This window comes from Pelagibius sp. (assembly GCF_965249265.1).
Taxonomy (GTDB): domain Bacteria; phylum Pseudomonadota; class Alphaproteobacteria; order Kiloniellales; family Kiloniellaceae; genus Pelagibius.
Map to the genome: position 1 here is coordinate 5,029,134 of NZ_OZ252224.1, position 16,101 is coordinate 5,045,234.

Annotated in this window: 12 protein-coding genes; 3 read left to right on the forward strand and 9 right to left on the reverse strand. The window is 65.6% G+C overall.

What is annotated here, in order from left to right; all coding sequences use genetic code 11:
• Position 1: 1 nt before the first annotated feature.
• The 9 genes from ACP146_RS23395 to mutM all read right to left on the reverse strand — a co-directional run bounded on the left by ACP146_RS23395 (position 2) and on the right by mutM (position 12,214).
• Positions 2-2,098 carry a transglycosylase domain-containing protein gene (locus tag ACP146_RS23395; protein ID WP_422369168.1) on the reverse strand — a complete coding sequence of 699 codons (2,097 nt, stop codon included), beginning with the start codon at positions 2,096-2,098 and terminating at the stop codon, positions 2-4.
• Positions 2,099-2,234: 136 nt separating this feature from the next.
• Positions 2,235-4,685 carry a DNA topoisomerase (ATP-hydrolyzing) subunit B gene (gene gyrB, locus ACP146_RS23400; RefSeq protein ID WP_422369169.1) on the reverse strand — a complete coding sequence of 817 codons (2,451 nt, stop codon included), beginning with the start codon at positions 4,683-4,685 and terminating at the stop codon, positions 2,235-2,237.
• Positions 4,686-4,698: 13 nt separating this feature from the next.
• Positions 4,699-5,913, reverse strand: coding sequence for a DNA replication/repair protein RecF (recF, locus tag ACP146_RS23405; RefSeq protein ID WP_422369170.1), 1,215 nt, complete (start codon positions 5,911-5,913; stop codon positions 4,699-4,701).
• Between the two features lie 106 nt (positions 5,914-6,019).
• Positions 6,020-7,138, reverse strand: a complete 1,119-nt coding sequence (gene dnaN, locus ACP146_RS23410; RefSeq protein ID WP_422369171.1) for a DNA polymerase III subunit beta — start codon at positions 7,136-7,138, stop codon at positions 6,020-6,022.
• 354 nt (positions 7,139-7,492) lie between these two features.
• A complete protein-coding gene (gene dnaA / locus ACP146_RS23415; RefSeq protein WP_422369172.1) occupies positions 7,493-8,980 on the reverse strand; it encodes a chromosomal replication initiator protein DnaA in 1,488 nt (495 codons plus the stop codon).
• A gap of 562 nt (positions 8,981-9,542) precedes the next feature.
• Positions 9,543-9,806 (reverse strand): 30S ribosomal protein S20, encoded by a 264-nt coding sequence (gene rpsT / locus ACP146_RS23420; protein ID WP_422369173.1) that lies wholly within the window; start codon positions 9,804-9,806, stop codon positions 9,543-9,545.
• Positions 9,807-10,046: 240 nt separating this feature from the next.
• Positions 10,047-10,823, reverse strand: coding sequence for an enoyl-CoA hydratase (locus ACP146_RS23425; protein WP_422369174.1), 777 nt, complete (start codon positions 10,821-10,823; stop codon positions 10,047-10,049).
• A 76-nt stretch (positions 10,824-10,899) separates the two neighbouring features.
• Entirely contained in the window at positions 10,900-11,295 is a 396-nt protein-coding gene (locus tag ACP146_RS23430) for a hypothetical protein (RefSeq protein WP_422369175.1), read from the reverse strand.
• 64 nt (positions 11,296-11,359) lie between these two features.
• Entirely contained in the window at positions 11,360-12,214 is an 855-nt protein-coding gene (mutM, locus tag ACP146_RS23435; protein ID WP_422369176.1) for a bifunctional DNA-formamidopyrimidine glycosylase/DNA-(apurinic or apyrimidinic site) lyase, read from the reverse strand.
• A 115-nt stretch (positions 12,215-12,329) separates the two neighbouring features.
• Here mutM and ACP146_RS23440 point away from each other — a divergent pair, with 115 nt between their 5' ends.
• From ACP146_RS23440 to coaBC, 3 genes are all read left to right on the forward strand, one after another.
• Positions 12,330-13,154 (forward strand): class I SAM-dependent methyltransferase, encoded by an 825-nt coding sequence (locus ACP146_RS23440; RefSeq protein WP_422369177.1) that lies wholly within the window; start codon positions 12,330-12,332, stop codon positions 13,152-13,154.
• A gap of 19 nt (positions 13,155-13,173) precedes the next feature.
• The gene (gene ubiB, locus ACP146_RS23445) at positions 13,174-14,736 is read left to right on the forward strand and encodes a 2-polyprenylphenol 6-hydroxylase (protein ID WP_422369178.1); all 1,563 of its coding nucleotides are present in this window, start codon (positions 13,174-13,176) and stop codon (positions 14,734-14,736) included.
• A 98-nt stretch (positions 14,737-14,834) separates the two neighbouring features.
• Positions 14,835-16,064: a bifunctional phosphopantothenoylcysteine decarboxylase/phosphopantothenate--cysteine ligase CoaBC gene (coaBC, locus tag ACP146_RS23450; protein WP_422369179.1), complete on the forward strand. Its 1,230-nt coding sequence runs from the start codon at positions 14,835-14,837 to the stop codon at positions 16,062-16,064.
• Positions 16,065-16,101 lie beyond the last annotated feature (37 nt).

Here is a 16,101-nt window from a genome sequence, read left to right on the forward strand (position 1 = left end):
TCTAGTCGCGCTGGCTCTCGCGCTTCCAGAACGGCTTGTCGTCCTGATCGGCCTGCCGCCCGGCCGGGGCCGAGGGGGGTTGTGCCGTCGCCGGCTCATCGCCGGTCAGCCCTTTGAGGATACGGCCGATGAAACCGCCGATGCTGTCATCGCCGCTCTGGGCGACCAGTTCGCCGCCACCGGGCAGCGGCCGTGCCGGCGCGCCTTCCAGCGCCCGGGTCATGGTGCGGCCCCAGAGCTGGGCCGGCAGGCTGCCGCCGGTGACCTTGTCCATCGGCGCGCCGTCGTCGTTGCCGAACCAGACCCCGGTGACCAACTCGGCGGTGTAGCCGATGAACCAGGCATCGCGGAAATCCTGGCTGGTTCCGGTCTTGCCGGCGGCGGCGCGGCCCGGCTGCGCCGCCTTGCCGGTGCCCCAGACCACGGTGGCCGACATCATGTTGGCCATCTTGGCGAGGTTGCCCGCCGCGACCACGGTTTCCCCCGGCGGCGGATCGCGGCGGAACAGCAGCTTGCCGCGGCCGTCGCGGATCTCGGTGATGCCGTAGGGCCCGACGAGGCGGCCCTGGTTGGCGAAAACCGCGTAGGCGCCGGTCAGCTCCAGCAGCGTCACCTCCGAAGCGCCCAGGGATATGCCGCCGTTGGGCCGCAGTTCGCTGGTGATGCCGAGGCGCCGGGCGGCCTCCACCACCTTTTTCGGCCCGACCTTCTGGGTGACGCGCACCGCCACCGAGTTCATCGAGCGGGCAAAGGATTCGCGCAGGGTGACGTCGCCGTAGTAGCGCCCGCCATAGTTCTTGGGGCGCCATTGGCCCATGCGCACCGGCGCGTCGGTGACCTGGCTGTCCGGGCTCATCCCCGCTTCCAGACCCGCCAGGTAGACGAAGGTCTTGAAGGCGGAGCCGGGCTGGCGCAGGGCCTGGGTGGCGCGATTGAACTGGCTGTCGCCGTAATCGCGGCCACCGACCAGCGCGCGCACCGCCCCGTCGGGGGCCAAGCTGACCAGGGCCGCCTGACCGGCCTTGCGGGGCTCGGCCTGCGCGGCGAGAAGCGTGGAGACCTCCTCCCGGGCGATGCGCTGCAAAGCCGGATCGAGGGTGGTGGTCACCTGGATGTCGCTCTCGATACCGCCCAGGAAATCGCGCGCCTGGGCCAGAATCCAGTCGGCGAAATAGGGCGCCGGATTGCCGGCCTCAGCCCGTATCGGCTTTTTGGAGGCCTGCGCGGCGGTGGCCTCAGCCTGGGTGATGAAGCCGCTTTCGATCATGGTCTGCAGGACCAGGGCGGCGCGCTGATCGGCCGCATCGGGATTGCGGGTCGGATTGAGCCGCGACGGCGCCTTCAGCAGACCGGCCAGCAGGGCCGATTCATACAGCGTCGCCTCGGTCGCCGGCTTGCCGAAGTAGTGGCGCGAGGCGGCATCCACACCATAGGTGCCGGCCCCCAGATAAACCCGATTCAGGTAGATGGTGAGGATCTGGTCTTTGGTGAAGCGCTGCTCCAGCCAAACCGCCAGCATGACCTCCTGGATCTTGCGCTTGAAGGTGCGCTCGGGGGTGAGGAAGAGATTCTTCGCCAGTTGCTGGGTCAGGGTCGAGCCGCCCTGGGAAAGCCGCAGATCGCGGATGTTCACGAAGACCGCCCGCAGCAGGCCGCGGAAATCGACCCCGCCGTGTTCGTAAAAGCGCCGGTCCTCCACCGCGATCACGGCGCGGGGCAGGTGCGGCGGCAGCTCGTGCAGGGCGCGTGTCGCCCCGAAACGGTCGCCGAAAGAGGCAAGACGGCTGCCGTCCGCGGCCAGGAGCGTGATGTTGGGCCGCCGGGTGAGCTGTTCGATCTCTCCCACCTCCGGCAGGTCGTAGGCATACCAGGCCAGAACCCCGGCGCCGATGATGCCCAGCCAGATCGCCGCGATCACCGACCAGGTCGCCACCCGGCGCAGGATACCGGCGGCACGGACCGCCCGCTTGGTGCGCGATCCTGCCTTGGCTTTCCGCTTGCCGGAACGGCTGGAGACGGTTGTCTTGCGGCTGCGGCCCTTGGCGCTGCCGGCTTTCCCCGCCGGGCGCCGCGCGCCCTTACGATTCCCTTCGGCCATGACCCCATAGATAAAGAAAGATCAGCGGTTTCACCACCGCCGCCGCGTCAATCTTTGGAGGCAATCTTGCGGCCAGAACGCCCAGATTCCGCCGCAATAGACCGGAGTTATGCCGGTGCAAGCCGCCGCAACCCGGTCAGACGTCGAGGTTCGCCACTTCCAGCGCATGCTGTTGTATGAAATCGCGGCGCGGCTCGACCACGTCGCCCATCAGGGTGGAGAACACGTCCTCGGCCTGATCGCTGTGGGCGACCTTCACCTGCAGCAAAGCACGCACGTTGGGGTCGAGGGTGGTTTCCCAGAGCTGCTCCGGATTCATCTCGCCCAGGCCCTTGTATCGGGCGACGGAGACGCCTTTGCGGCCCAGCTCGAAAATCGCCTCCACCAGGCTGATCGGCCCGGTGACCCGGAACGACTTGTCCTTGGCGGTGAGGCTGGCGTGGTGGGAAAAGGCTTCCTGTAACTCTACCGCCATTTCATCGAGACGCCGCGCCTCGCTGGAGCGGATCAGCGGGCCGTCGATGACCCGCTGCTCCGTAACGCCGCGCAGGACACGGGTGAAGGTAAAAGCCTCCTCCGTCGCATGGCCCTGCCAGCCCTTTTCATGATCAGCCGCTAAAGCATCCAGCCGTGTGGCGATGTAACTTGCTGCCTCGGCCGCCTGGGCCGTATCGGCAAGGATATCGGGGTTCAGCACCCCGGCAATCGCGACCTGTTCCACCAGGTCGGCGTTGCCGACCTTGCGGATCAGCGGATCCATCAGATGTTTGGCGCGCACCGCCTTTTCCACCAGGGTCGTCAGATCGGCGCCGGCAATCTGGCCCTCGCTGGGCCCTTCCAGCACCGAGTCTTTGACGCCGTTGGCGATGAGATAGGCCTCCATCTCCCGGTCGTCCTTCAGGTAGCGCAGGGAATCCCCGCGTTTGGCGCGGTAAAGCGGCGGCTGGGCGATATAGAGGTGGCCGCGCGCCACCAGCTCCGGCATCTGGCGGAAGAAGAAGGTGAGCAGCAGGGTTCGGATGTGACTGCCGTCGACGTCGGCGTCGGTCATGATGATGATCTTGTGGTAGCGCAGCTTGTCGATGTTGAACTCGTCGCGCCCGATCCCGGTGCCCAGGGCGGTGATCAGGGTGCCGATTTCCTGGGACGACAGCATCTTGTCGAAACGCGCCCGCTCCACGTTGAGGATCTTGCCGCGCAGTGGAAGAATGGCCTGGTTGCGCCGCTCGCGCCCCTGCTTGGCCGATCCGCCCGCCGAATCGCCCTCGACGATGAAGAGTTCGGAGAGCGCCGGATCACGCTCCTGGCAGTCGGCCAGCTTGCCGGGCAGTGAGGAGATGTCCAGCGCCCCCTTGCGCCGCGTCAGCTCCCGCGCCTTGCGGGCGGCTTCGCGGGCGGCGGCGGCTTCGACCACCTTGCCGACGATGCGCCGCGCCTCCTGCGGATGTTCCTCGAAAAACTCGCCGAGCCGCTCATTCACCACCGATTCGACGATGGGCCTGACTTCGGAGGAAACCAGCTTGTCCTTGGTCTGGCTGGAAAACTTCGGGTCCGGCACTTTCACCGAGAGCACGCAGGTCAGCCCCTCGCGCGCATCGTCGCCGGTCAGCGAGACCTTTTCCTTCTTCATCAAACCGGACGATGTCGCGTAGGCGTTGATCTGGCGGGTCAGGGCGGCCCGGAAACCGGCCAGATGGGTGCCGCCGTCCCGCTGCGGGATGTTGTTGGTGAAGCAGAGCACCGTCTCGTGGTAGCTGTCGGTCCACTGCATCGCCACCTCGACCGTCACCCCGTCGCGCTCGGACGCCATGGTCACCGGCGGCTCGAAGAGTGCCGTCTTGGTGCGGTCGAGATAGTCGACGAAGGCGAGCAGCCCGCCTTCGTAGTGCATGTCGATTTCCTTCGCCTCGGCACTGCGCGCGTCGGTGAGGGTGAGACGTACACCGGAATTCAGGAACGCCAGTTCGCGCAGACGATGTTCCAGCGTCGCGGCGTCATACTCCGTCATGGTGAAGGTTTTCGGGGACGGCAGGAAGGTGATTTCCGTACCCGTACGCCCTTCGGCATCGCCCACATCGGTCAGCGGACCCTCGGCTTCGCCGTGGGCGAAACGCATGGAATGCTTGCGGCCGCCGCGCCGGATGGTGAGCTCCAGCCACTCGCTCAGAGCATTCACCACCGAGACGCCGACACCATGAAGCCCGCCGGACACCTTGTAGGAATTCTGGTCGAACTTTCCGCCGGCGTGCAGCTGGGTCATGATCACTTCGGCGGCCGAAACGCCCTCTTCGGCGTGGATATCCACGGGGATGCCGCGCCCGTTGTCCGACACGGTGACCGAACCGTCGCCGTTCAGGGTGACCGTGACGGTGTCGCAGTAGCCGGCCAGGGCCTCGTCGATGGCGTTGTCCACCACCTCGTAGACCATGTGGTGCAGGCCGGAGCCGTCGTCGGTGTCGCCGATGTACATCCCCGGACGCTTGCGTACGGCCTCCAGGCCGCGCAGGACCTTGATGGACTCGGCGCCGTAATCGGCATCGTCCTGCTGCGGATTGCGGGCTGCGGTGGGTTCGTCGCTGGTGGTCATAGGATTCTGGTTCTCATGTGTCGGACGTCGATCCTGCCGGCCGCGGCCGGATGGCGCCGTCCTGAATGGTGAAAAACTGCGCGGCGCCCGCGAGGCTGCTGAAATCGGCGGCATCGGTGCCGGTCAGCCAGGCCTGGGCGCGCATATCGAGGATCTCGCGGTAGAGCGCGGCCCGGCGCTCGGCATCGAGATGGGCCGCCACTTCGTCGAGCAGCAGCAGGGGCGCCGCGCCCCGTGCCAGGCTCTGCAGCCTTGCGTGGGCCAGCAGGATGGCGATCAGCAGGGCTTTCTGCTCCCCGGTCGAACACAGCCCCGCCGCCACGCCTTTGGCGGCGTGCTGGGCCGCAAGGTCACTGCGGTGCGGCCCGACGGCAGCCCCGCCGGCCTCGGCGTCCTGGCGGCGGCTCTCGGCCAGGCTTGCACGCAACCGGTCTTCCACGGCCAGGGCGGGGTGGCCTTCGCGCAGCCATTCCTCGACCGTTCCTTCCAGCGCCAGCCGGGCCTTGGGAAAAGGCCCCTCGGCCGCGTCACAGGCCTGCTGCAGCCGCTCCACCATCGCCAGGCGGGCATCGGCGATGGCGACGCCATGACCGGCCATGGAGTCCTCCAGCGCGTCGAGCCAGGCCGCGTCACCGCGCCCGGACTTCAACAGCCGCGCCCGCTCCCGCAGGGCATGCTCATAGGCATTGCTGCGCGCCGAATGCTCCGGATCGAAGCCATAGACCAGCCGGTCGAGAAAGCGGCGGCGGCCGCCGGCCCCCTCGCGGAACAGGCCGTCCATCTGCGGCGTCAGCCAGACCAGGGAGATCACCTCGGCCAGGGCCTGCTGGCCGCGGGCCGCAACACCGTCGACCTTCACCAGCCGGCGCTCCCGGCCGTTGCCGTTCGCGGGGCCGAGACTGCCCGGATCGCGGCCGCTGCCGATCTCGCGCGGACCCAGCGGCGTCATGACGGAAGCGGCCACCGCCCAGGCGGCGGGACCGGCGGCTTCGCGATCCTCCGCCGCCGGCGCTATGCGGTCGATTTCGCCGAGCTTGGCGCCACGCAGGCCGCGGCCCGGCGAGAGGAAGGAGATCGCCTCCAGCAGATTGGTTTTGCCCGCCCCGTTGGCCCCGGTCAGCACCACCGGCGCCGCTGAAATCTCCAGCTCCGCCCGCGCATAGCTGCGGAATTGGTGAACCAGAAGGCGGTTGATCCAGAGTCCCGCCCCCTCCGTTTCCGGCGACACGGCTGCGGGCTCCGAATCGCCAAGGGCGGCGGAGGTCAACAAAGGCGCGCAGGACCCTGATGAATCCAGGGGCGGCGCCGGGAACAGCCTGTCGCCCGGGTCGCCATCACACCCTCATCGGCATCAGCACATAAAGCGCGCTGGGATCGGCCACTTCGCGGACGATGGTCGGCGAAGCGGGGTCGGCCATGGTGAACTGCGCCGCGTCGCCTTCGATCTGCTGAGCGATATCCAGGAGATAGCGGGAATTGAAGCCTATTTCGATTCCCGAGCCATCGTAGTCGATTTCCAGTTCCTCGACCGCGGTGCCGTTTTCCGGGCTGTTGGCGGAAAGCGTCAGGGCGCCCTTGTCGACGGCCATCTTCACCGCACGGCTCTTCTCGGTGGAAATGGTCGAAACCCGGTCCACCGCGTCGGCGAAGGTCTTGCAGTCGACCTCCAGCACCTTGTCGTTGCCCGCGGGGATCACCCGCTCGTAGTCCGGGAAGGTGCCGTCGATCAGCTTGGAGGTCAGCACCGTCGAGGCGAAGGCGAAGCGGATCTTGGTCTCCGAGAGAGCGATCTCGACGGGATCGTCGATCCCCTCGACCAGGCGCCGCAGCTCGCCCACCGTCTTGCGGGGCACGATGACGCCCGGCATGTCCTTGGCCGCATCCGGCAGGGGCATCTCGACCCGCGCTAGGCGATGGCCGTCGGTGGCCACGGCGCGCAGCACCGAAAGCTCGTTGCTCGCCGCGGCATGCAGGAAGATGCCGTTGAGATAGTAACGGGTTTCCTCCGTGGAGATGGCAAAGCGCGTGCGGTCGATCAGGGTTTTCAGTTCGCTCGCCTGCAAGGTGAATCCCTGCGGCAGGTCTTCGCCCGACGTCGCCGGGAAATCCTCCTTGGGCAGGGTCGCCAGGGTGAACACGGAACGGCCGGCCTGCAGCGTCAGGCGCGAGTCGTCGCCGCCGGCTTCAATCGATACCTGGGCGCCCTCGGGCAGCTTGCGGACGATATCGTAGAGCGTATGGGCCGGTGCCGTGGTGGCGCCCGGCTGGGCAACCTCGGCACCCAGCTTGTCGATCACGGTGAGGTCCATGTCGGTAGCGGTCAGCGATAACGCATCCCCCTCCGCCTCAATCAGAACGTTGGAGAGGATGGGAATGGTGTTGCGGCGCTCGACAACGCTTTGAACATGGGTCAAAGACTTGAGGAGCGCGGCGCGTTCAATGGTCAGCTTCATGACGGTGTGCGAGGCCTTCGGGCGTTGGTGGTGATCATAAATCTCGGTGCTTCTTCCAGATGCTTTTCAGCCTTTGATGCGGAGCCCTGGGATCGAAGCTCGCGCGGCCCCAATCCCCTGTCCTGCGCCAGCTCTCGACAGGGAAAATCGGGCCCATCAGCACCGCCTGCGAAGGTGCCGAAACGCATCCCCGCAGCGCGGTTGCGAAGTATAGCATGGAAGCCCGGAAACGTAAGCTTTAAGCGCAGTTGGCCGGTCTCGGGCACCCCGTCCGCCGGGACCGGCGAAGGTGACCGCTAAGCGACTCTTTTGGCTGGCTTTTCCGCCCCTGAAAGGGCCTGCCAGCCGGGCCCGTCAGGCCTCCAGCATGCGCCGCAGCAATTCGACGTCCTCGGCGAAGCCGGAATCGGTTGCTTTCAGCTCCTCGACCTTGCGCACCGCGTGCATCACGGTGGTGTGGTCGCGGCCCCCGAACTTACGGCCGATTTCCGGCAGGGAGCGGGAGGTCAACTGCTTCGACAGATACATGGCGACCTGCCGGGGCCGGGCCACCGCCCGGGCGCGGCGCGCCGAGTGCATGTCGGCAACGCGCACGTTGAAGTGGGCCGAGACCCGCTTCTGAATCTCTTCGATGGTCACCCGCCGGTCGTTGGCGCGCAGCAGGTCGTGCAGCACCTCCTGGGTGTTCTCCAGAGTGATCGGCCGGCCCACCAGCGTGCCATGGGCGACGATGCGGTTCAGCGCGCCCTCAAGCTCCCGCACGTTGGAGGTAATCTTGTGCGCCAGGAACTCCAGCACCTTGATCGGAATGTCGATCGACGCCTGCTCGGCGCGCGCTTGCAGGATGCCGAGACGCAACTCGTAGGTCGTCGGGTGGATATCGGCGACAAGCCCCCAGCCGAGACGCGAGCGCATACGCTCCTCAACGCCTTCAAGATCACTCGGACTCTTGTCGGCGGAGATCACCACCTGGCGGTTCTGATCGACCAGCGCATTGAAGGTATGGAAGAACTCTTCCTGCGTTGCTTCACGGCCGCCGATGAACTGCACATCGTCGATCATCAACACGTCGACGGAACGGAACTGTTCCTTGAACGCCATCGTGTCTTTCGTTCGCAGCGCACGCACGAACTGGTACATGAACTTCTCGGCAGAGAGATAGATGATGCGACGTTCGGGAGACTGCTTCTTGATGTGCAGACCGATCGCGTGCATCAGGTGAGTCTTGCCGAGACCGACACCACCATAGAGGAACAACGGATTGAACGGCGCCGTCGGCGCCTCTGCAATGCGTCGTGCGGCAGCATAGGCAAGCTCGTTCGGCTTGCCGACAACGAAGTTTTCAAACGTCAGACGTGGATCCAAGGAAGCAGAGATCCTTTCGCGCGCGGCAGCAGCAGAGTCGCTGTCGTGTGACTTTACCGCTGCGGATTTAACAGCATTATGCGCGACCTTTGACGCCAAAGCACCTGCTGCTTTGCCGGCGGTAACGCCGCTGTCTTCATCATCGTGCTGCGTCGTCGTCGAAGCACCGAGAAGCGCGTCGCCTGCACCGGGTTTCGGCGTAGGCCGCGCCGGCGGCTGCACAACGATTTCGATTCCGGCGATGGAGGGATCTTCTTCCGACCACAACGCATCAAGTCGCGCAGCGTAATTGCTCGCAACCCAATCGCGCATGAAACGCGTCGGCACAGCCAAACGAAGTTTGCCGTTACGTGCGCCGGCCAGTGTCAAAGGAGTCAACCAGGAACGGTATGCCGCTTCACCCACCTCGGCACGCAAGCGTCCGCGAACGCGCGACCATTGTTCAATGACAGTTGCTTCGCCGTCACCAGAACTCATCTACCTCTTCCCCCCAACAGCATGGTGCTCAGCAAACAGGATTCAGCGACACACTGGACCGAGAGGTAATTCGGCGCGGCAGCACAAGCATCGTCCATAACGTGGTCAGCAACCTCGTTTGCTTTTAGTAGTTCAAGGTATCGGCTTGGAAGCGGCCCCAAGAGCCAGGCGGGTCGAGAAAAAACAATCTGCTTTCAGAGAAGCGCACACCCTTACCGCACCTGCAGTTTTCTCAATAATTGGTTTTGGGAATTACTTGCTAGGCGCGAATTATTACTTTGCTTTTTCCTAAATTTTCTTACTCAGAACCCCCAAGCGCGATACAGTTAATGTACGCGCAAAGACTTCGGGTGACAAGCGGATCGAATGGAGAACGACACTTTTTTTACAGGCAAGGCGCATCTGCAACACTGCGCGGGATGCGCCGCGGAATCAAAAGATGCGGCAAACACGCGGAACGCAAAAACAAAAACCGGACTCCGCAAACACGAAAACCGCGCCCTCATATTCTGAAGGCGCGGCCTTGTTTTTTGTTCCCGGACTTTTCCGGGAGTGCGGCGGTTCAGCCGATCGCTTTGACGCGCGCGGAGAGACGCGACAGCTTGCGGGCGACGGTGTTCTTGTGCAGCACGCCGCCGCGAACGCCGCGATGCATTTCCGGCTGCGCCGCGCGCAGCGCCGTCTGGGCCGCGTCTTTGTCGCCGCTGGAAATCGCCAGCTCCACAGCCTTCACAAAGGTGCGGATGCGGCTGACCCGCCGGCGGTTGATTTCCGTCCGGCGGCCGTTACGGCGGATACGCTTCTTGGCCGACTTATGATGTGCCATGGCTTTGTATTACGTTCTCAGTCTGCCTGTGTAACCGGGCTGGAAGAGCCGCATAGCTTGCAGCGGGCTTCGGCAGCGGGATCACACCGGGTTCATATGGTTAGCGCCCCTTTCGAAGCTCAGCCACCCTGGCTCGACACCTGAGTGCGTGCTTCTGGTCCGGGACACCGGGAAGGCGGGGTTATAGACCCCCGCCCCGGCCTCGTCAAGCCGCATCAGCGGGCTATTTTCCAGCAAAAATCAGCGGTTTTTCCAGGCCGGCGCCCGCTTCTCCGCGAAGGCCGCCATGCCCTCTTTCTGGTCGTCCAGGGCAAAGGTGGCGTGAAACAGGCGGCGCTCGAATCTCACGCCCTCGGCCAGGGTCGTCTCATAGGCGCGGTTGACGGCCTCCTTGGCCATCAGCACCACGGGCTGGGACAGCCCGGCAATCTTGCGCGCGGTCTTCATTGCCTCTTCCTGCAGCTCGGCCGCCGGCACCACCCGGGCGACCAGCCCGGCCCGCTCGGCCTCTTCGGCATCCATCATGCGACCGGTCAGGCAGAGTTCCATTGCCTTCGACTTGCCGACGAAACGGGTCAGGCGCTGGGTGCCGCCGGAGCCGGGAATGGTGCCGATGGTAATCTCCGGCTGGCCGAACTTCGCCGTGTCGGCGGCAAGAATGAAGTCGCACATCATGGCAATCTCGCAACCGCCGCCCAGCGCATAACCGGCCACCGCGGCGATCACCGGCTTGCGGGTCTGGGACAGACGCTCCCAGCCCTTTGTGATGAAGTCCTCGCCGTAGGCTTCCTGAAAGGTCTTGTCCTTCATCTCCTTGATGTCGGCGCCGGCGGCGAACGCCTTCTCCGATCCGGTCACCAGGATGCAGCCGATTGAGTCGTCGCTTTCCAGATCGTCCAGAGCGGCGCCGAGATCGTCGATCAACGCCGCGCAAAGCGCGTTCAGGGCCTTGGGCCTGTTGAGGGTGATCACCCCGACGCCGTCTTGCTTCTCAAGGATGATGTTCTCGTAGGTCATCGGCCTCGGTCCTTTCGTGAGGGAGCCGCGGAGCGGCCGCGGCATATCGGTTGTTGGGATCGGTTACTGGGATCGGTTATTGGGGAAAGAGGCGGAACTGTACGGTCACCAGGCCGGCGGCCTCGGTCAGGGTCAGCTCCAGGCGCTCGCCCTCTCTCAGGTAGCCGCCGCTCCGGTCACGCTGCCAGCCCAACTGGGGCAGGGTGGTGTCATAAAAAGAAGCAACCGCACCGGGGGCAACCGCACCGGCGGCATAAGCCTCGACGATGCGCCCGCCCGGCTTGTCGAAAATCAGTCCCCTGTCCGGCATCTCCGCGAGGCCCGGCATCAGCGGCAGATCGGCGACGCCGCCGACAAAACCGTCGGAATCCTGGGCGCCAGAATCTTGGGCGCCAGCGGGCAAGCCCAAGCCGATCCAGAGTAAGGCGGCGAACAAAACGGCAAAGCGGCGGGAGCACCTGAAACTGACCATGCGGTTGTCTACCCCAGCGCCCGCGGCGGGCGCAATAGCCCCGGCGTCCGGACCCTTCATCATTTCAACGCTGACGGCGAGGGCAGAAAAAGGTCGAGCGGCCGCTCTGCACCAGCCGGGCAACGCCGCCGGAGGTGGCAGGATCGCAGTCGCAGCCCGGACAACCTTCACCCTCGCGGCCATAGACGGCCCATTCATGTTGAAAGTATCCCAGCTCGCCGTCGGCCTGCACGTAATCGCGCAGCGAGGACCCGCCGGCCTCGATCGCACGGGTCAGAACCTGCCGCACCGCGCCCGCCAGACGCTCGGCCCGGCCGCCCTGCACCGTATAGGCCTGGCGGCGCGGCGACAGCCCGGCCAGGAACAACGCCTCGCAGACATATATATTGCCGAGGCCGGCGACCACCCGCTGGTCCAGCAGGGCCGCCTTGATGGGCGACCGCTTTCCTTTCAATGCCGCAGCGAGAGCCGGGCCATTGAAATCGTTGCCCAGCGGCTCGGGACCCAGGTCCTTCAACAGCGGATGGCTGTCCGCAGCCGAGTCGGCAAAGAGGTCCATGACGCCGAAGCGGCGGGCGTCGTTGAAGCGCACCTCGGTCCCCTGATCCGTGGTGAAGACGACATGGTCGTGGCGGTCCAGCGGTGCCGGCGGCTCTCTATCCGATGCCTCATGGATCATCATGCGTCCGGACATGCCGAGATGGCAGAGCAGCACCTGCCCGTCATCCAGATGCAGCAGCATGTATTTGGCGCGGCGGCGAATACGCTCCACCCTGCGCCCGGTCAGCCGCGCGGCGAAGTTCTCCGGAAAGGGAAAACGCAGATTAGGGCGGCGCTGCTGCACCTGGGCCAGGCGGCGGCCTTCCAGCCTGGGGCGCAGGCCGCGCACAACGGTTTCGACTTCCGGCAGTTCAGGCATCGGGCAAAAAATTATCCAGAAACGAGGCCAAGAAAGAGAACTGTGGCGAATTGCCCCTTAACGGGGCGCAGGGCCAGAGTAGCGCGGCGGCGTCCTGCGCGCTATGGTCCGCGCGATGAACAGCAGCCCCGATTCCGACAAACACCATTACGACAACCTCCGTGGCGGCGGTGAAAACGCCGGGCGGACGCATTTCGGCTTTCGCGATGTCGCGGAGGATGAAAAGGCGCCCCTGGTCCAGGGACTCTTTCAGTCCGTCGCCGGGCGCTACGATCTGATGAACGACCTGATGTCCGGCGGCATCCATCGTCTCTGGAAGGCATCGATGATCGACTGGCTGGACCCGCGCCCCGGAATCCGGCTGCTCGACACCGCCGGCGGCACCGGTGACATCGCGCTCAGGGTGATGGAGCGGCTCGAAAAGCGGGATTCGGTTGCAGACAACGCCAGCAGGATCATGGTCTGCGACCTGACGCCGGGCATGCTGGCCGTCGGCCGCGACCGCGCGTTGGATCAAGGTGTCTTTAAAGGCATCGACTGGGTCTGCGGCGATGCGGAGCGGCTGCCGCTGCCGGACTCCTCCGTCACCGCCTATACCATTGCCTTCGGTCTGAGAAACGTCACCCATATAGAGCGCGCGCTCAGCGAGGCGCGCCGGGTCCTGAAACCGGGCGGACGGTTTCTCTGTCTGGAGTTCAGCCGCGTGGTGGTGCCGCTGTTTGCCGATCTCTACGACCGCTACTCCTTCAGCGTGCTGCCGGCCATGGGCGCGGCCATCGCCGGTGACCGTGAAGCCTATGTCTATCTGGCTGAATCGATCCGCCGCTTTCCGCCGCAAGATGAACTGGCCGGCAAGATGTCCGCGGCCGGCCTGCAGCAGGTCCGCTACCGCAACCTATCCGGCGGGATCGCCGCCATCCATTCCGGCTGGCGGATCTAAGGCGGGTCTACTTCAAAAGATGCTACGCACCCTTCGGTCTCTCCTGCGCTTTCAGCGCATCGTCCGCACTTTGGCCCGTCACGACGCTCTGGCGCCGCTGGAGGAAATTCAGATCGCCCCCGGGCTGGTGTGGATCGCCAGACGCTTTTCCCGCCGCCAGGCGGAGGGGCGGCCGGGCCAGAAGCTCGCCCGCGCCCTGGCCGAAATGGGGCCCAGCTTCATCAAACTCGGCCAGGCGCTGTCGACCCGCGCCGATCTGGTCGGCGAAAGGGTGGCCCAGGACCTCGCCGAGCTGCAGGACAGCCTGGCGCCCTTCGACGCGGAACTGGCCCGTGCCACCATTGAGGAAGAGCTTGGCCAGCCGCTGGGAGCGCTCTTTGTCAGCTTCGAAGACAAACCGATCTCCGCCGCCTCCATCGCTCAGGTCCATCTGGCAACGGTCAAGGCCGAGGGGCAGGAGCCCGAGAGCGGCGAGGGCCTGCCGGTCGCGGTGAAGGTGCTGCGCCCCGGCATTGAAAAGGCTTTCGAGCGCGACCTGGAGTTCTTTTATTGGGTAGCGGAATGGGCGCTGAGGGCACAGCCCAAACTGCAGCGCTTCAAACCGCTCGATGTGGTCCAGGTCTTCGAGACCACGGTTCGTCTGGAGATGGATCTGCGCATGGAAGGGGCGGCGGCCTCGGAACTGGCGGAAAACTTCGACGGCGACGAAACCTATAGCGTACCGACGATCGACTGGCGGCGCTCGTCGCGGCGCGTGCTCACCATGTCGCGGGTCAGCGGCATTCCCCTGGACGACCGCGAAGCCCTGCTCGCCGAAGGCCACGACCTGCAGGAGGTGCTGTCGAAAGCCGCCGGCATCTTCTTCAATCAGGTGTTCCGCGACGGCTTCTTTCATGGCGACCAGCATCCGGGAAACATGTTCGTCGACCGCGACGGCAACATTCTGGCGGTCGACTTCGGCATCATGGGGCGCCTGGACTGGCGGACCCGCCGCAATCTCGCGGATATGCTGATCGCGACGCTGCAGGGCGATTACCATCGTCTGGCCCAGGTCTATATGGAGGCCGGTTATCTGCCGCAGCGCCACGCCCTGGACGTTTTCGCCCAGGCGCTGCGTTCGGTCTGCGAGCCGATCGCCGGGCGGCCGCTGAACGAAATCTCCTTCGCCAAGCTGCTGGCCCAGTTGCTGCGCCTCACCGAATCCTTCGAACTGCCGGTACAGCCGCAGTTGCTGCTGCTGCAGAAAAACATGCTGATGGCCGAGGGCGTCAGCCGCTCGCTCGATCCCTCCTTGAACATCTGGACCCTGGCGGAGCCCTTGATCGACGCCTGGATGCGCGAGAACCGCGGCCCCGAGGCGCGGCTGCGCGAAACCGTTGATGACGTGCTTCACACCCTGCGCCGCCTGCCCGCCCTGGCCGACAATCTGGACCGGGCAACGGAGGAGCTGGCGGCCGGGCGCATCGGCCTGCATCCCGACACCCTCAGACGCATCTCCCAGCGCCAGGCCAGCGCCTTTGCCCGCTGGGCCCTGATCATCGCCGTCGGCGCCCTGGTTCTCGCTGCCGCCGCGGCCTTTTAGACCTCCTTCTGCCCCTCATCTTGCCCCCGTCTTGCAAGGATGGGCGCGAAGGCCTACCTTATCTACAACACATCACCGTGAAATCTGGAATAACCGACGTGTTTACCGGAAAACGGGTTCTACTCATCGTCTCCGGCGGGATTGCCGCCTATAAGTCGCTGGACCTCGTGCGCCGCCTGCGGGAGCGCGGCGCCGCCGTGCGCTGCATTCTCACCAAGGCCGGTGCGGAATTCGTGACCCCTCTGTCGCTCTCGGCCCTGACCGAGGACAAGGTCTACGGCGAGCTGTTTTCGCTGACCGACGAGGCGGAGATGGGGCACATCCAGCTTTCCCGCGACGCCGATCTTCTGGTGGTCGCGCCGGCCTCTGCCGACCTGCTGGCCAAGATGGCGCAGGGCCGGGCCGACGATCTCGCCTCCACCGCCCTGCTGGCCACCGATAAGGCGGTGCTGGTGGCCCCGGCAATGAACGTGCGCATGTGGGAACACCCCGCGACCCAGGCCAACCTGACGCTGCTGAAGCAGCGCGGCATCCTCACCGTCGGCCCTAACGAAGGCGACATGGCCTGCGGCGAGTACGGCTTCGGGCGCATGGCCGAGCCGATGGAAATTCTCGCCGCCATCGAAGAGGCGCTGGAAGCGACCCCGGCGGCGGCGTCCGGCGGCGGCGGTCTCGATCGTCCGCTGAGCGGCCTGCGCGCCCTGGTGACCAGCGGGCCGACCCACGAGCCGATCGACCCGGTGCGCTACATCGCCAACCGTTCCTCCGGCCGCCAGGGCCACGCCATCGCCGCCGCCCTGGCCCGCCAAGGCGCCGAAACCACTCTGGTTTCCGGGCCCAGTCAGCTGCCGGACCCGGCCGGGCTGAAGACCCTGCATGTCGAAACCGCCGAGGAGATGCTGGCGGCCTGCCAAACCTCCCTGCCGGTGGAGATCGCCGTCTGCGCCGCCGCCGTCGCCGACTGGCGCGCTGCCGCCCGCGCGCAGCAGAAGATGAAAAAGAACGGCGCCCCGGCCAGCCTGGCGCTGACCGCCAACCCCGACATCCTGGCCGAACTGTCGAAGGCCGGCGAGCTGCGCCCCAGCCTGGTTATCGGCTTCGCCGCGGAGACCGAGAACGTCGTCGCCCAGGCGCAGGAGAAGCGGGCGCGCAAGGGCTGCGACTGGATCCTCGCCAACGACGTGGCGCCGGAGAGCGGCACCTTCGGCGGCGAGAACAACCAGATCAACCTGATCCGGGCCGAGGGCGTCGAGCCCTGGCCGCAGATGACCAAGGTGGCGGTGGCCGAGCGCCTCTGCCGTGAAATAACCGCAACCCTCGGGCGCTGAAACAGCGCACGCTATCCTCAGGGAAGATTAGAAGACC